Consider the following 13,977-nt stretch of genomic DNA (forward strand, 5'->3'; position numbering starts at 1 on the left):
ACGAGCGATGACATTTGTGGAAGTCAGCGCTCGCTGACATTTTTCAATTGTCGTCGAACGCGGACATATGGTAATGTAAGCGAACGACAACATTTTGAATTGCCATGCTCATACGCACATCGGCCGATCTCGGGGCCATCATTCGGGATACCCGCAAACGGCACAAGCTTGATCAGTCCAGCCTCGCCAAGCGCATTGGCGTCAGCCGTCAGTGGGTCATCGAGGTCGAGCGCGGCCACGCGCGCGCCGAACTCGGCCTCGTACTCCGCGCTCTTGACGCTCTCGGCATCCATCTAGACGCAGGCAGCGAACAACCACATGGCCGCGGTTCAGAAAAGTCAGCCGTCGATATCAATGCAATCGTGTCAAAAGCCAAAAGAAGCAGACCATGACCAGCGAACTCGTCGCGCTCCTGGACGGCAGGGAAGTCGGCCGCGTGCACAACGACGCTCGTGGCCGCCTCACCTTCGTCTATGACAGCGATTGGCGTCAAACGAGGGGCGCGTACCCCATTTCGCTCTCCATGCCACTCGCGGCCGAGGAACACGGTCCCGCCGCTGTTCAGGCCTTTCTATGGGGACTGCTCCCGGACAATGAGCGCGTTCTCGATCGTTGGGCGAAGAAGTTTCAGGTCTCGGCTCGCAACGTCTTTGCCCTGATTTCCCATGTCGGCGAAGATTGCGCCGGCGCCATTCAATTCGTCACGCGCGATCGTTTGGAGGAATTGCGAAGCGGTACGAATGACAAGGTTGAGTGGCTTGACGAAACCGCCGTCGCAAAACGTCTGCAAGCATTGAGAGAAGATCATGCCGCGTGGCGGTTGCCGCGTGACACGGGGCAATTCAGTCTTGCCGGCGCCCAGCCGAAAACCGCGCTGCTTCTGCAAAAGGGGCGATGGGGGATACCGTCTGGACGCATTCCGACAACCCATATCCTTAAGCCGCCGACCGGCCATTTCGACGGCCATGCCGAGAACGAGCACATCTGCCTCAATCTCGCGCGCAATCTCGGCTTGCCCGTCGCCGGAACCAAAGTCGTGCGGTTTGAGAAAGAGATCGCCATTGTCGTCGAACGCTACGATCGGCAGTTCAGTGGCAATGACGTCATTCGCGTCCATCAAGAGGACGCGTGCCAGGCACGCGGCATCATGCCAACCAAGAAGTATCAAAGCGAGGGCGGCCCGTCCGCTGCGGATATTATCGAACTTTTACGCACCTACTCCACCGACAGTGTTGATGATCTCGATACATTCATCGATGCCCTCGGCTTAAATTGGCTCATCGGAGGCACCGATGCACACGCTAAGAACTACTCACTACTCCTAGCCAGCGGCCCCACGGTGCGACTTGCGCCACTCTACGATGTTGCCAGCATCCTTCCCTACGACGATGTCGACTTGCAGAAGATGAAGCTTGCTATGAAGGTCGGCGGGGAATACAGGCTAGCCCAGATAGGTGCGCGCGAATGGCAGAAATTCGCCCGCGAGACCCGTTTCGATGCGGAAAAAGTGATTGCCGGATTGAACTCGCTGGCCGAACTGCTCCCCGACAACGTGAGCGACGTGTGCGCTGCCGCGCAAGCGGAAGGGCTAGATAACGCCATTATCGAGCGCCTTTCCGCCAAGTTGATCGAGCGAGCCAAAGACTGCCAACGCCTTCTGAAAGGCTCCTAAGCTTGCACAAGCTCGCGGTTCGCGGTCCGCAAGCACCGACGGAGTCGACGTTCATTCGCCGCCAACTCAAGAAACCACGCTGGGCGGCTGTCTGCGAACTCGGACTTTCCAAATTGTCGCGCTGGGTTACCAAGGGGAGTATTGACTCGAATGCGCACTTGGTTCGTCGGATAGCTTCGAATCGATAGCTGACAGCGCCCTAACTGCCTTTTGTTCTTTGGAGTGTAGGCCGTGAGGCCTTACTCTTCGTCTTCGTAGAACACTCCAGCTGACCAGCGACTTGCCGATCCAGTCCCGCGCGATCACGTTGGAGGGGCCCATCGCAATCGCCGCGCACGCATCGCGGAAGGAGCCCAATTTGGAGATACTCCGACAGGGCCGCTAACCGAGGGGCAGCAGGTCCTAGGACTGCCATCTGGGCTTGATCCGGTTTCCTGGAGCACCGGCGCAACTTGGCGCTTCAGGGACTCCAAGCAAATCGTCCGTTTCGTAGTCGTAGGCCGCCGATTGCACCACCCACGCTGCGGCGGGCCCCTCGAAGAGCAGATTTCGTATACACGTAAGCCCTAGCGCCTGATCCAAAGGCAGTGCGAACTAACGAGCACCGCGTTCAAGACATGCCGAAGCGCAAGATCGATAAGCTCGCCCGCGCAAAAGCTCGCCCCGATCCGACCCAATGGGGCGACGATGAAGTAATGACCCTTATCGAGGCCGGCGCCGTGTTTTTTCCGCACGGTCCGCTGACATTATCATCGTTGCGCAGGGCTGCGGCCTCAGGGGCTCTTGAAGTCGCCAAAGTGGCAGGCAAAGATCTCACGACACCTCGCGCAATCCGCAAATTAGTGAAGCCGTCATGCCGGGCCGCAAAGCCAAGCCGCCACGACTCTGGTTTAGAGAGGACGACGCCACCTGGATCATCCTCGATCGTGGCCGGCAAATCCGCACAGGCTGCAGCCGCGACGACGTTAACGGAGCTGCGAAGGCGCTCGAGACCCACATTAGCGAGCGGCATACCAGCACTATCGGGGCCACTGATCCGAACGTCCTCGCAATAGCCGACGTTCTCACAGCCTACGAAATTTCAAAGCGGCCCAAGGACGAGGGGGACGAACGCCCGTGGGCGCAACATGACCTGCTTCTCATTCGCCTGCTCGATCTCAATAACTTTTTTGGCGATAGAACCGTCAGTGAGCTCAAAGCGCAGCTTTGTCGCGACTTTGTCGATTGGTCTACCGGCACTGCGAACGACAACAATAGGAGAGCCGGCATCTCGCCACGCAACGCGACCGTCTCCGATTAAACCGCGCGGCGCCGGCTCGAAGATCTACGCGCTGCGGTGAACGCCTACCACGCCGAACACACGCTCAGCGTCGTTCCAAAGATCACTCTTCCCCCTAAAGCTGAAGGACGACGCCGCTGGTTGACCCGTAACGAAGCCGCACGCCTGCTCGGAGCGGCAATCGGCTACGTTTGGGATACCGAGCAGGAGAGGTGGAAGCGCAGAGACGATGGCGCGCTCGTGCGCCGAGAACGGTGGATCATTCGTCGTCGCTATCCCGCGGTGCGCTTCTGCTTGATTGGCCTCTACAGCGCTCGTCGAGAAGAGACCATCCGGCGCACCCAGTGGCTGCCATCAACGACCCATCCGTGGATGAACCTGGACGCGATGGTCTACCAGGGTAAGGGAGCACTGGAGCGATCAACCAAGAAGCGGCGACCGCCAGCAAAGATCGCGAACCGCCTGCGTCCCCACTTGGTTCGTTGGCACAGGATCGACCAAGCTCGGTCTGCAGAACTCCGCGCCTCAGGGGTCATGAGAGACGGTGAGCAAATCCGGTTCGTCGTGAGCCGCATGCACGACGGCCAGCCGCTTGCCGGAAAGATCAGGTCGGCTTGGGAAGGTATTCTGGAGGATGCGGGGCTGGGCGATGATGTCGTTCGGCACTCATTGCGTCACACAGCGGCGACGTGGCTGATGCAGGCGGGCGTTGACATGTGGGAGGCTGCCGGCTGGCTCGGAATGACGGTTGAGCAATTAGAGGCCAACTACGGCCACCACCACCCGGATTTTCAGGTAGAGGCGGCGGAAGCGTTCGGGGGCAGGCGCTGAGCTGAGGACTACTCGCCGCGAGCTATTCGTGCTTTGATGTCCAAGGTGCAAAGGGAGGACATGTGGTGCTTGGCGATGTCCCGCGCAACGTCGCGACAGGGCCCGTTTCCCTTGCGCTACCCAATTGCCCCGCGTCTGGTTCCGAGCAGCGCAAGATCCTAGCGGCTCTGTCTCACGATTGGCCGACCTCGAGTGGGTCCGAAACTCGACGGACATGGCTGCCGCGCCGCAAATCATTGCGCATTTCGTTGCGCGCGAAAAACACAGAAACTATAAGTGCTTGGAAGAATGGTCGGAGTGGCAGGATTCGAACCTGCGACCCCTGCGTCCCGAACGCAGTGCTCTACCGGGCTGAGCCACACTCCGACTAAGAGGCCGGCTTATAGCGTCGGGCTTCAGGGACCGCAAGGGACGACAAGGCACCGAATTGAGGAATCTAGTCACAGTGGAAACAGGCCTGAAAACACACGTTCTGCCGGCCGGCGCAGCCGCCACGGCAACCGCTGCCGGGGTTTTGGCCGAGGGCGGTCTGGTGGCCTTTCCCACCGAGACGGTTTATGGCCTTGGCGCCGATGCCGGCAACGCCGCCGCGATCGCCCGGCTGTATGAGGCCAAGGGCCGGCCCGCCTTCAATCCGCTGATTGCCCACGTCGCCGATCTCGGCGCCGCCCGCCGGATCGCCCTGTTCGATGGCCAGGCCCTGCGGCTCGCGGAAGCGTTCTGGCCCGGTCCGCTGACCCTGGTGCTGCCGAAGGCGCTCTCCTGCCCGGTCGCGGAACTCGCAACCGCCGGGCTCGATACGGTCGCGATTCGCATCCCGGCCCACAAGGTGGCGCGCGACATCATCAAGGCGTTCGGCGGTGCCGTGGTAGCGCCGTCGGCCAATCTCTCCGGCCACGTCTCGCCAACCACCGCCGACCATGTGAACGGCGATCTTGCGGGCCGTATCGACCTGATCGTCGATGGCGGGCCGGTCGAGGTCGGCGTCGAATCCACCATCGTCGGCTGCTTCTCCGATCCGGTGCTGCTGCGGCCGGGCGGGCTGACGCGCGCCGAGATCGAACGCGTGCTCGGCCACCCGTTGCAGTCGCCGCCGCCGGACGCCGAGACCGACGCCCAGCCGATCGCCCCCGGCATGCTCGCCTCGCACTACGCGCCGCGGACGCCGGTTCGACTCAATGCCAGCGACGTCCATGTCGGCGAAGCCCTGCTGGCGTTCGGGCCGGCCAAGGTGGCGCGGCGCGAATGCGCCTCCGTGGAGATGAACCTGTCCGAGCGCGGCGATCTCGCCGAGGCCGCCGCCAATCTGTTCGGTTACCTCCGCACCCTCGACAAGAGAAACGCGGACGCAATCGCGGTGATGCCCATTCCCGAGGACGGGCTGGGCGAAGCCATCAATGACCGGCTGCGCCGTGCAGCGGTTGGGCGGTAAATCCCGACACACGTGAAAGACCAAGAAAAAATGAACATCGTCCAATCAGCGGTGCCGCCGCTTCCGCCCGAATTGCTTGCAAAATTCCGCGCCATCGTCGGCGACAAATATGCGGTCACCGACGCCGCCGACATCAAGCCTTACGTCACCGAGGAGCGCGACCTGTTCCAGGGCCGCTCACCGCTGGTGCTGCGCCCCGGCTCGACCGCAGAGGTCGCGGCGATCTGCAAGCTTGCGAGCGAACACAAGATTGCGCTGGTGCCGCAAGGCGGCAACACCGGCCTGGTCGGCGGCCAGACGCCGCATAATGGCGAGGTCGTGGTGTCGCTGCGGCGGCTGGACAAGATCCGCGACATCGACGTCGAATCCAACACCATGACCTGCGAGGCGGGCGTGGTGCTGCAAATCGCGCAGCAGAAAGCCAGCGACGTCGATCGGCTGTTTCCGCTGTCGCTCGGCGCCGAGGGCAGCTGCACCATTGGCGGCAACCTCTCGACCAATGCCGGCGGCACCACGGCGCTCGCTTATGGCGTGGCCCGCGAAATGGCGCTCGGGCTCGAAGTCGTGCTGGCCGACGGCCGTGTGCTGAACGCGCTGTCGAAGCTGAAGAAGGACAACACCGGCTACGATTTGCGCAATTTGTTCATCGGCGCCGAGGGCACGCTCGGCATCATCACCGCGGCGACGCTCAAACTGTTTCCGCGGCCGCGCGCGGTCGAGACCGCCTATGTCGGCCTGAAGTCGCCGGCGGCGGCGCTCAAATTGCTGTCGATCTCGCGCAACGAAGCGGCAGGCAGCCTGACGAGCTTCGAACTGCTCGCCGACGTCGCGGTGGATTTCTCGATCCGCCACGGCATCGATATCCGCGATCCGCTTGAGAGCAAGCACCCCTGGTACGTGCTGATGGAATTGTCGTCGTCGCGCGACGACGCCCGCGACACGCTGGAGGCGATCCTCGCCCAGGGCATGGAGGATGGCATCGTCAATGATGCGGTCATCGCTGCCAATTTGAGCCAGCGCCAGGCGTTCTGGAAGCTGCGCGACGAGATGTCGGCGGCGCAGAAGCCGGAGGGCGGCTCGATCAAGCACGACATCTCGGTGCCGGTCGCGGCCGTGCCCGCCTTCATCGAGGAAGCCAATGCGGCGGTTGTGAAACTGATCCCGGGCGCGCGGCCGGTGCCGTTCGGCCATCTCGGAGACGGCAACATCCACTATAATGTCAGCCAGCCGGTCGGCGGCAATGCGGCCGACTTCCTCGCGCGCTGGCACGACGTCAACGCCGTCGTGTTCGAGATCGTGCTGCGGATGGGCGGCTCGATCTCGGCCGAGCACGGCATCGGCGTGCTCAAGCGCGACGAACTGCCCGACGTCAAGGACAAGGTCGCGATCGAGCTGATGCGGCAGGTCAAGGCGATGCTCGATCCGCTCGGCATCATGAACCCGGGCAAGGTCCTGTGACCGCGCAGGCGACGATGTCTTCCCTCTCTATTGCCCCAATTGCCGATGCCGACGTCACCGACGTCGTCGCGCTGTGGCAGGCGTGCGGCCTGACGCGGCCGTGGAACGATCCCTCAGCCGACATCGCGCTGGCGCGGCGCGGACCGAATTCGGCCGTGCTGGTCGGCCGCGACGCCGGCGCGATCGTCGCAACCGCGATGGTCGGCCATGACGGCCATCGCGGCTGGGTCTATTACGTCGCGGTCGACCCTCGCCGCCAGGGCGAGGGGCTTGGCCGCACCATGATGCAGGCGGTCGAGGACTGGCTGCGCCAGGCCGGCGTGTCGAAGCTGCAATTGCTGGTGCGGCGGGAGAACGCCAAGGCCAGCGCATTCTACCAGACGCTCGGTTACGAGGAGTCGACCTCGGTCATGCTGGCGAAATGGCTCGACGGCCGCGAAGCGACGCCGTGAGGGAGTTGAAGGGTTACGCATGAGCATCGCCGACCGCGTTCGCGTCAAGGACGTCCGCGTCCTCTCCAAGGCCCGTTACCTGCTCACCAGCACCACGTTCGACTACCGCCGCGGCAATGGCGAGTGGCAGACCCAGGTCCGCGAAAGCTATGACCGCGGCAACGGCGCGGTGCTACTGCCCTACAATCTGAAGACTCGCAGCGTCGTGCTGGTGCGCCAGTTCCGCTATCCCGCTTTCGCCAATGGCTATGACGATCTCCTGATCGAGGCCGCCGCCGGCATGCTCGACGACGCCGCGCCGGAGGCGCGCATTCGCGCCGAGGCGGAGGAAGAGATCGGCTACCGGCTCGACCACGTGCGGAAGGTGTTCGAAGCCTTCATGACGCCGGGCGCGGTGACCGAGAAGCTGCATTTCTTCGTCGCCGAATACGACGCCGCGATGCGCATTGGCGAAGGCGGCGGACTTGCCGACGAGGGCGAGGACATCGAGGTGCTCGAACTCGCGATCGACGACGCGCTCGCCATGATCGGCGATGGCCGCATCGTCGATGCCAAGACCATCATGCTGTTGCAATACGCGGCGCTGCATCTGTTCAGGTGAACGCCCTCCGTCCCGGCCCGTGCCGGGACGGCAGTGCACGCTCGCGCACCCCAACGCTTTAGACTAATCCCGTCATCCCCGCGCAAAGGCTTTGCCTTTGTCGCTGGAGGTGCGAGCCTCTTCGGCGAGCCTCGAAGGATGAATCGGCCACCAGCCGGGCCGTGCATCCTTCGAGACGCGCGAGGACGCGCTCCTCCAGCGACAAAGGCAAAGCCTTTGCGCGGGGATGACGGGGATGGATTGAGTTCGCCTGACCCGCCTTCAAATCTTCAGATGCTTGGCCGCGGATCCGGCTCGGCGATCAGCTGCTCGCTGGTGCCGCTCCACACCGTCATGCTCTACCGCATCGTGATCGCAAGGCCGCTCAGATCGGCATTGGCCATCAGACCGACCTGGTGGCCGGTCAATTCGAGCACCGCGCCTTTCTGATTGGTCAGCACGATCGCGCGGGCGCCGCGGCCGACCGCAAGCCCCGCACCCGCTGCGCCGTAGACGCCGGCAACGTCGGACGGACGGTTGATGTTGCTGACGCGGCCGCGCAGCACGGTCTTGGAGCCGCCGAACACCAGACCGTAGTCGAGACCGCCGGTCGAGAGCGCATAGGAGCGGCCGCGGAAGGTAAGGACACCGCTGCCGCCGGAGCCGCCGATGATCCATCCCGCCTTGTAGATCGTCAGCGTCACGAAGCCGCTGTCGGCACGGGCCGCCGAAGAGAAGGCAAGGCCGGTGAACGCCATCAGCGCGGCCAGCGCGGCGCGAAGGGTGGATGAAAGTTTCATGTGCGGTCTCCCCACGAGTTACTCAGTCGATTTGCTCACATCGATTTGCGCGCGTCGCGACGACGGTGCGAATCGCAACGCGCCGACTGTAGCAAGCGCATCACCCGGCGCAATTTGGCACAGCGCCGGCCGGTTTGCTGACGGATATTTCCGCGCAATTGGCGTTGAACCTGTTCCCGGGGTTGTAACACTCACTGCATGTCCGGGGCGATCGGCCCCAGAGCTCCACAATTGCCTTGCGGAGCGTGCATTTTTTCACACCGGAGATTTCACCATGCGTCGTCTTGCGATTGCCTGTGCCGCCATTGCCGCCACCGTGTCAGTGCTTGCCGCGGCAAGCCCGGCCAGCGCCAACCCCTATCACCTGATCCGCTGGCAGGACACCGGCTTCTGCCAGATCTGGGACCAGAGCATCTCGACCACGCCGTGGCCGGCGAACTTCTCGGTCGTCAGCGAGGAATTGCCGACCTTCGATGCCGCGTTCGTCTACAAGACCGGCCTCCTGAACAACGGAACCTGCGCGTTCTGAGCCGTATTCGAACGTGGGGTGGGCAAAGGCGCGCTCGCGCCGTGCCCACCATTCCGTTTCGAACGTGAGATGATGGGCACGCTGGCGATTTGCCCACACTGCGTTATCCTGTCGTAGAGCCCCCTGTTCAACCTTTGGGACGGTGCGACATGCTCACACTCTATTCCTACCCGCCGCTGTTCGGCGTCGCCGACAACAACGGCTACGGCTTGAAGGTGTTTGCCTTCCTGAGACTCGCCGGCGTGCCGTTCCGCCACGAGCACATCTTCGACGCCTCGAAGGCGCCGCGCGGCCAGCTGCCCTATATCGTCGACGGCGCCGACACGGTCGGCGACAGCGAGACCATCCTCGCCTGGCTCACCCGGAAATATCGCCTTTCGATTGATGCCGCGCTGACGCCGCAACAGCGCACGCAGAACTTGCTGATCACACGGATGCTCGACGACCTCTACTGGGTGATGTCGTATTCGCGCTGGAAGGACGAGCGCTACTGGCACTTGTTCCGCGATGCGTTGAAGCGAGAGCACCCGGCGCTGACGGACGAGGGCCTGCTCAAGGCGAAGGAATACAATGCCCAGCGCTACTACTACCAGGGCATCGGCCGCTTCGATCCCGATGCGGCGATGGCGCGCGGCCTTGCAGATCTTGCCGCGATCGCGGCGCTGATCCCGCAGCAAGGCTATGTGCACGGCGACACGCCGACCGCAATCGATGCCGGACTCTATGGTTTCATCGCCAACATCTATTTCTACGATATCGAGACGCCGCTGAAGCAGTTCGTCGTCGCCCACGACAACATCGTGCGGCATTGCCGCGCCATCCATTCCGCCGTGAGCGCCTGACGCCTAGAGCCTCTTCCGTTCCGATGGAATCGGAACGGGGCTCTAGATTCCTGTTTTGACGCGTTCTTTTCGCGAACGGGTATCCACTTCGCTCGAAAAGGCTCTAGTGATGCTTGATCAAGGCGTCGCGGGCGGCGGCGAGTTCGAGGAACGCCGGACCGTTGCCGCCACCGTCGGGATGCACCGTCTTGGCGGCGCGCTTGAAGGCCTGATGGATTTCGGTCGCCGCAAGGTGGCGGCCAAACGGCAGGCCGAGCAATTGCCGGTACCGCTCTTCCTGGGTCAACACCTTCGGCGTCAGGCCACGCCGGCCGAACCGCGGCGCTGACAGCGTGTGCAGCGCATCGCTGACGATGCCGAGACGGCGCGGCGCCATCGATCTGGTGCGGCGGTCGGCCGATTTCAGCGCCGCCTGGCGCAGGATCGGCAGCACCTGTGCGGCCGCATGCCGCAGCGTCTCGTCGATGTCGGTCGCGGCGATCTCGGCGATCATCCTGGCCATCTCGCGATAGTCGGGATCCGGCGCCGCGCAGAAGCGCTCGATCGCAACTTTCCAGTGTCTGATATGCGGGTCCATGACCGCCGTCCGTCCTGTCATCCGAATCCGGATAACAGCAACGCGCAAACGCGGCTTGGCGTTTCGCTTGGCGCAGTTTTGAATAGTGTTGTCGACAACGCTCAAAAAGTCAGAACGAGGAAACGCCATGGCCCTTCTCGACTATCACATCGCCGTCATCACCGGTGCAGGCTCGGGCATCGGACGCGCCATCGCGCTGGGCTACGGCCGCGAGGGTGCGCGCGTCGTGCTGCTTGACATGAACGGCGATGCGGCGGCGGAAGCGGCCAGGGAGATCCGCAGCGCCGGCGGCAAGGCGGAGAGCTTTGCGCTCGACGTGACCGATCGCGACGCCTGCGTCGCGATCGCCAAGCAGGTGGCCGACAAGGTCGGAGCCGTCTCGATCCTGGTCAACAATGCCGGCATCGCGCGCCGCAACGGCATGCTCGGCACTGATGAGGCCGTGATCAAGGATTGGGAAGACATCATCTCGATCAACCTCACCGGCGTCTTCAACGTGACGCATTCGTTCCTTGCGCCGCTGCGCAAGAACAAGGGACGCATCGTCAACATCGGTTCGATCCAGTCCTTCGTGCATCTGCGCACGCCGAGCTCGCCGGCCTATACCGCCTCCAAGCACGGCGTGCTCGGCTTCACCAAGGCGCTGGCCGCCGAGCTCGGCAAGGAGGGCGTTCGCGTCAATGCGATCGGCCCCGGCTTCATCGAGACGCCGCTGAACGAGAAGGTGCGCGCCACCAATCCCGATCTGGTCAAGGTCTTCATGGACCACACCCCGCTCGGCCGCGCCGGCAAGCCGGAGGACATCGTCGGCCCCGCGATCTTCCTCGCCTCGGACCTGTCGGCCTATGTCTCGGGATCGATCGTGATGGTCGATGGCGGTTACCGGACATTGTGACGGATGGAACCGCAATCGTGGCGATTTCTGGGTATTTTGCTTACAGAGCAGGGAGTTAGGTGGATATTAAGGACTTGTTAACCAAACCGGCACACCGTGGATATACGGGGTAGTTGTTTCTCGATGTCTGCGCTTCACAGACGAAGCGGGCGTTGATCGGGAGGAGTACATGTCCTACGCGTCCACCGTGCCGTCGCCGGAAGCACTGCTGCCGTCGCTGGCTCCAAATGAAATCGTTCCACTTCTGATCGGCGCGACCGTCGATGAAGTCGAGCGGGAACTCGTGCTGCAGACGCTCGCGCGCTGCGACGGCAACCGCACCCGCGCTGCACGCGTGCTCGGACTGTCGGTCCGGACCTTGCGGAACAAGATCCGCGAATATTCCGCCGAAGGCATCGACGTGCCGCTGAGCGAGCACGCCGCAGCCTAAGCGGACTTTAGATCAGGTCGATCGCAAGGCGCCGCCAGCGCGACAACAGCTGGCGGTCATCGTCACCGAGACAGCGTGCGAGATGCACGTCGGTCGTCGCTGACAGTTGCAGCGTCCGGGCGACCAGTGCGGTCGCATAGTCCCAATAGAAGCGGCGGCCGATCGGGTCCGCCGCGACCAGGGATTTTGCGAGGATCTCGACATAGATCGCGGTCGTGGCCTGGTGCCACAGCGGACCTGCGCGCATCTCCGCAGAGGGCGCGCCGGTCCGTGCCTGCCACATCAGCCAGTAGCTCTCCTCTCCATTCGCCCAATCCGATGACAGCAGCGACGGATCAAGGCATGGTGAGCGGCACGCGAGCGGCCGCATCGTGCGCGCATCGCAAAAGACGGAATAGCCGAGCCTGTCGTACCAGCTGACGCGGAGCAATCTGCGGAGCTCGGCCTGCTCATCGGCCTCGAGCTGCCGCCTGCCCGTTCGTTCGAGATCGGCGATGATCGCTTCCAGGCGGTCGCGATCGAACGGCTCGACTTCAAGCACCACGCCGATGTTGCGCGGAAACAGCGCATCGAGCATGCCGACCATCTGGCGATAGAACGCATGCGCCAGGCCGCCGCCGCGCCACGCCGTCCCGATGCCGACATGGTTGCAATAGATCAAATCGCTTGCATGATCATAGGTGAAGAAGCCGAGCCCGATCGCACGCCCGGCGGCGCGCAGGATGAAGCAGCGCGAGTCGAGACGATAGGACATCTCGCAGCCGCCGACGCTGAAATGCCGCCGCTCGCCGACATCATCCGACAGCAGCCAGCGCACAATGTCATCAGCGCTGTCGCGCTCGCTTGCGGGAAACAGCTCCTCATAGAGATCGAGCACACCCGTGCTGCGAAAGCTCGCTTCGTCAAGCACATCGCGTCGCGTCACGACAATGTCGAGCGGTTGCGGTCCTTCCCCCGCGGCCTCGCCGTGCCTGTCGTTCGGAAACCGCAACCCGCCCTCCGTTGTCATATGCACATGGAATTATGACTGTTGATCGCTTGCATCCGTGCGGACGGGCAGAATTGAAGCCGTCGTCCAACCTCTGTTACAAGCGGCTTCACATCGCGACGGAGCATATCAGTGGCTGACGAAACAACTTCCCGCCAGGGGTCACGAGGGGCGCAGGGGCCGCAGGGTCGTCAGGGCGAGCCGGGACGGCCCGGTCCGCAAGGACATCCGGGACGGCCGGGGCCGGAAGGTGCACGCGGCAAGCCGGGTCCGCAGGGCAAGGCCGGAGTAGTCGGAAAGCCAGGCCCCCAGGGCAAGCCGGGAGCGCAAGGCAAGGCGGGCGTGCAGGGTCCGCGCGGCGAAGCCGGTCCGCAGGGGCCGCAGGGTCCGGCCGGCCCGCGCGGTGAAGCCGGCCCGCCCGGACAATTGCCGTCGATCGAGCAGGTGATGCCGTGGCTGCACATGATCTTCGACGCCTGGGAAGACTACAAGCGCACCAGGGAGCGCGAAGCCGCTGAGTTCGCCGAGCGCGATGCCGCCGAGCGCGCGGCGGCGGAGGCGATCGCGCTTGACGTCGATGCGATCGACTTCGCGGAAGATGACGACGAAGACGACGATCACAAGAAAAAGAAGAAGCACCGCAAGAAGGACAAGAAGTAACCGTTCCTGTCTCAAGAGCGTTTTCGAGCGACGTGGACGCCGGTTCGCGTGAAGAAAACGCGTCAAGACAAAAAGCTCTATCCGCGCGGGCACTCCTTGTACCCGAAGCGGTCGATGATCATCGCGCCCGGGATCGCGTGGAATTCCAGCGTGTCCATGTAGTGGTGCGCGAGGACGTATTGCCGCAGCGCAGGCTTGTAGGCGTCCAGCATCCGCTGGGTCGACGTCGCATTGATGTTGCGCTGACGGTCATGGCCGGCATGAAACAACAGCGTCGCGCTGCGCTCGACGCAGACGTTGCGCAGCCCCAGGAACAGCGTGCAGTTCGACTGGCAATGCCCCTTGATGCGGAACAGCTCGCCGGAGGCGTTGGCGCGATCGATCTCGGGCTGGAATTTCTCGATCCAGCCGCCCATGCCGTAGCCTTCGGACGTGCCGGCAAGAGCAGCTGACGACGTCAGCGCGACGACGAGCGCGATGATGATGCGCATGGTGCCCCCTCAGGTCGCAACAAACAACGCCCGTTGCAGCGGGTTTGCAAGGGTGACGCCC

Annotated in this window: 17 protein-coding genes and 1 tRNA gene; 13 read left to right on the forward strand and 5 right to left on the reverse strand. The window is 63.3% G+C overall.

Annotation, left to right across the window (positions count from 1 at the left end; translation table 11 throughout):
• The first annotated feature begins 104 nt into the window (after positions 1-104).
• The 4 genes from HAP48_RS06380 to HAP48_RS06395 all read left to right on the forward strand — a co-directional run bounded on the left by HAP48_RS06380 (position 105) and on the right by HAP48_RS06395 (position 3,782).
• Complete coding sequence (locus HAP48_RS06380) at positions 105-392, forward strand: helix-turn-helix domain-containing protein (RefSeq protein WP_029084072.1); 288 nt, start codon at positions 105-107, stop codon at positions 390-392.
• Positions 389-1,672, forward strand: a complete 1,284-nt coding sequence (locus HAP48_RS06385) for a type II toxin-antitoxin system HipA family toxin (RefSeq protein ID WP_029084071.1) — start codon at positions 389-391, stop codon at positions 1,670-1,672. Before HAP48_RS06380 ends, HAP48_RS06385 begins: the two co-directional genes overlap by 4 nt.
• Positions 1,673-2,525: 853 nt before the next feature.
• On the forward strand, positions 2,526-2,972 hold the full coding sequence (locus HAP48_RS06390) for a hypothetical protein (protein ID WP_166214452.1): 447 nt from the start codon (positions 2,526-2,528) through the stop codon (positions 2,970-2,972).
• A gap of 36 nt (positions 2,973-3,008) precedes the next feature.
• Entirely contained in the window at positions 3,009-3,782 is a 774-nt protein-coding gene (locus HAP48_RS06395) for a tyrosine-type recombinase/integrase (RefSeq protein ID WP_166214451.1), read from the forward strand.
• A 289-nt stretch (positions 3,783-4,071) separates the two neighbouring features.
• Here HAP48_RS06395 and HAP48_RS06400 read toward each other — a convergent pair.
• A tRNA-Pro gene (locus tag HAP48_RS06400) sits at positions 4,072-4,148 on the reverse strand.
• Between the two features lie 79 nt (positions 4,149-4,227).
• Here HAP48_RS06400 and HAP48_RS06405 point away from each other — a divergent pair.
• From HAP48_RS06405 to HAP48_RS06420, 4 genes are read left to right on the forward strand one after another with little or no spacing between them, the layout of a single operon-like run.
• Positions 4,228-5,214, forward strand: a complete 987-nt coding sequence (locus HAP48_RS06405) for an L-threonylcarbamoyladenylate synthase (protein WP_029084069.1) — start codon at positions 4,228-4,230, stop codon at positions 5,212-5,214.
• Positions 5,215-5,244: 30 nt separating this feature from the next.
• Positions 5,245-6,672, forward strand: coding sequence for an FAD-binding oxidoreductase (locus HAP48_RS06410; RefSeq protein WP_166214450.1), 1,428 nt, complete (start codon positions 5,245-5,247; stop codon positions 6,670-6,672).
• 14 nt (positions 6,673-6,686) lie between these two features.
• Positions 6,687-7,124 carry a GNAT family acetyltransferase gene (locus tag HAP48_RS06415; protein ID WP_166214449.1) on the forward strand — a complete coding sequence of 146 codons (438 nt, stop codon included), beginning with the start codon at positions 6,687-6,689 and terminating at the stop codon, positions 7,122-7,124.
• Between the two features lie 19 nt (positions 7,125-7,143).
• Positions 7,144-7,725 (forward strand): NUDIX hydrolase, encoded by a 582-nt coding sequence (locus HAP48_RS06420; RefSeq protein ID WP_166214448.1) that lies wholly within the window; start codon positions 7,144-7,146, stop codon positions 7,723-7,725.
• A 338-nt stretch (positions 7,726-8,063) separates the two neighbouring features.
• Here the strand turns inward: HAP48_RS06420 and HAP48_RS06425 are convergent, their stop codons facing one another.
• Complete coding sequence (locus HAP48_RS06425) at positions 8,064-8,504, reverse strand: hypothetical protein (protein ID WP_166214447.1); 441 nt, start codon at positions 8,502-8,504, stop codon at positions 8,064-8,066.
• Between the two features lie 274 nt (positions 8,505-8,778).
• Between HAP48_RS06425 and HAP48_RS06430 the strand changes: the two genes are divergently transcribed.
• Together HAP48_RS06430 and HAP48_RS06435 are read left to right on the forward strand one after the other, a co-directional pair.
• Complete coding sequence (locus tag HAP48_RS06430; RefSeq protein WP_166214446.1) at positions 8,779-9,033, forward strand: hypothetical protein; 255 nt, start codon at positions 8,779-8,781, stop codon at positions 9,031-9,033.
• A gap of 149 nt (positions 9,034-9,182) precedes the next feature.
• On the forward strand, positions 9,183-9,875 hold the full coding sequence (locus tag HAP48_RS06435) for a glutathione S-transferase family protein (RefSeq protein WP_166214445.1): 693 nt from the start codon (positions 9,183-9,185) through the stop codon (positions 9,873-9,875).
• 103 nt (positions 9,876-9,978) lie between these two features.
• Here the strand turns inward: HAP48_RS06435 and HAP48_RS06440 are convergent, their stop codons facing one another.
• Positions 9,979-10,452: a hypothetical protein gene (locus HAP48_RS06440; protein WP_166214444.1), complete on the reverse strand. Its 474-nt coding sequence runs from the start codon at positions 10,450-10,452 to the stop codon at positions 9,979-9,981.
• 127 nt (positions 10,453-10,579) lie between these two features.
• On the opposite strand from HAP48_RS06440, the gene HAP48_RS06445 reads away from it, so the two are divergent.
• Both HAP48_RS06445 and HAP48_RS06450 read left to right on the forward strand, forming a co-directional pair.
• Positions 10,580-11,347: an SDR family NAD(P)-dependent oxidoreductase gene (locus HAP48_RS06445; RefSeq protein ID WP_166214443.1), complete on the forward strand. Its 768-nt coding sequence runs from the start codon at positions 10,580-10,582 to the stop codon at positions 11,345-11,347.
• A gap of 169 nt (positions 11,348-11,516) precedes the next feature.
• Positions 11,517-11,777 carry a helix-turn-helix domain-containing protein gene (locus tag HAP48_RS06450; RefSeq protein WP_029084060.1) on the forward strand — a complete coding sequence of 87 codons (261 nt, stop codon included), beginning with the start codon at positions 11,517-11,519 and terminating at the stop codon, positions 11,775-11,777.
• A 7-nt stretch (positions 11,778-11,784) separates the two neighbouring features.
• Here the strand turns inward: HAP48_RS06450 and HAP48_RS06455 are convergent, their stop codons facing one another.
• The gene (locus tag HAP48_RS06455) at positions 11,785-12,768 is read right to left on the reverse strand and encodes a hypothetical protein (RefSeq protein ID WP_166214442.1); all 984 of its coding nucleotides are present in this window, start codon (positions 12,766-12,768) and stop codon (positions 11,785-11,787) included.
• A gap of 129 nt (positions 12,769-12,897) precedes the next feature.
• On the opposite strand from HAP48_RS06455, the gene HAP48_RS06460 reads away from it, so the two are divergent.
• A complete protein-coding gene (locus HAP48_RS06460) occupies positions 12,898-13,425 on the forward strand; it encodes a collagen-like domain-containing protein (RefSeq protein ID WP_166214441.1) in 528 nt (175 codons plus the stop codon).
• 77 nt (positions 13,426-13,502) lie between these two features.
• Here the strand turns inward: HAP48_RS06460 and HAP48_RS06465 are convergent, their stop codons facing one another.
• Complete coding sequence (locus HAP48_RS06465; RefSeq protein ID WP_166214440.1) at positions 13,503-13,916, reverse strand: hypothetical protein; 414 nt, start codon at positions 13,914-13,916, stop codon at positions 13,503-13,505.
• Positions 13,917-13,977 lie beyond the last annotated feature (61 nt).

It is taken from the genome of Bradyrhizobium septentrionale (assembly GCF_011516645.4).
In the GTDB taxonomy this organism is placed as follows: Bacteria; Pseudomonadota; Alphaproteobacteria; order Rhizobiales; family Xanthobacteraceae; genus Bradyrhizobium; species Bradyrhizobium septentrionale.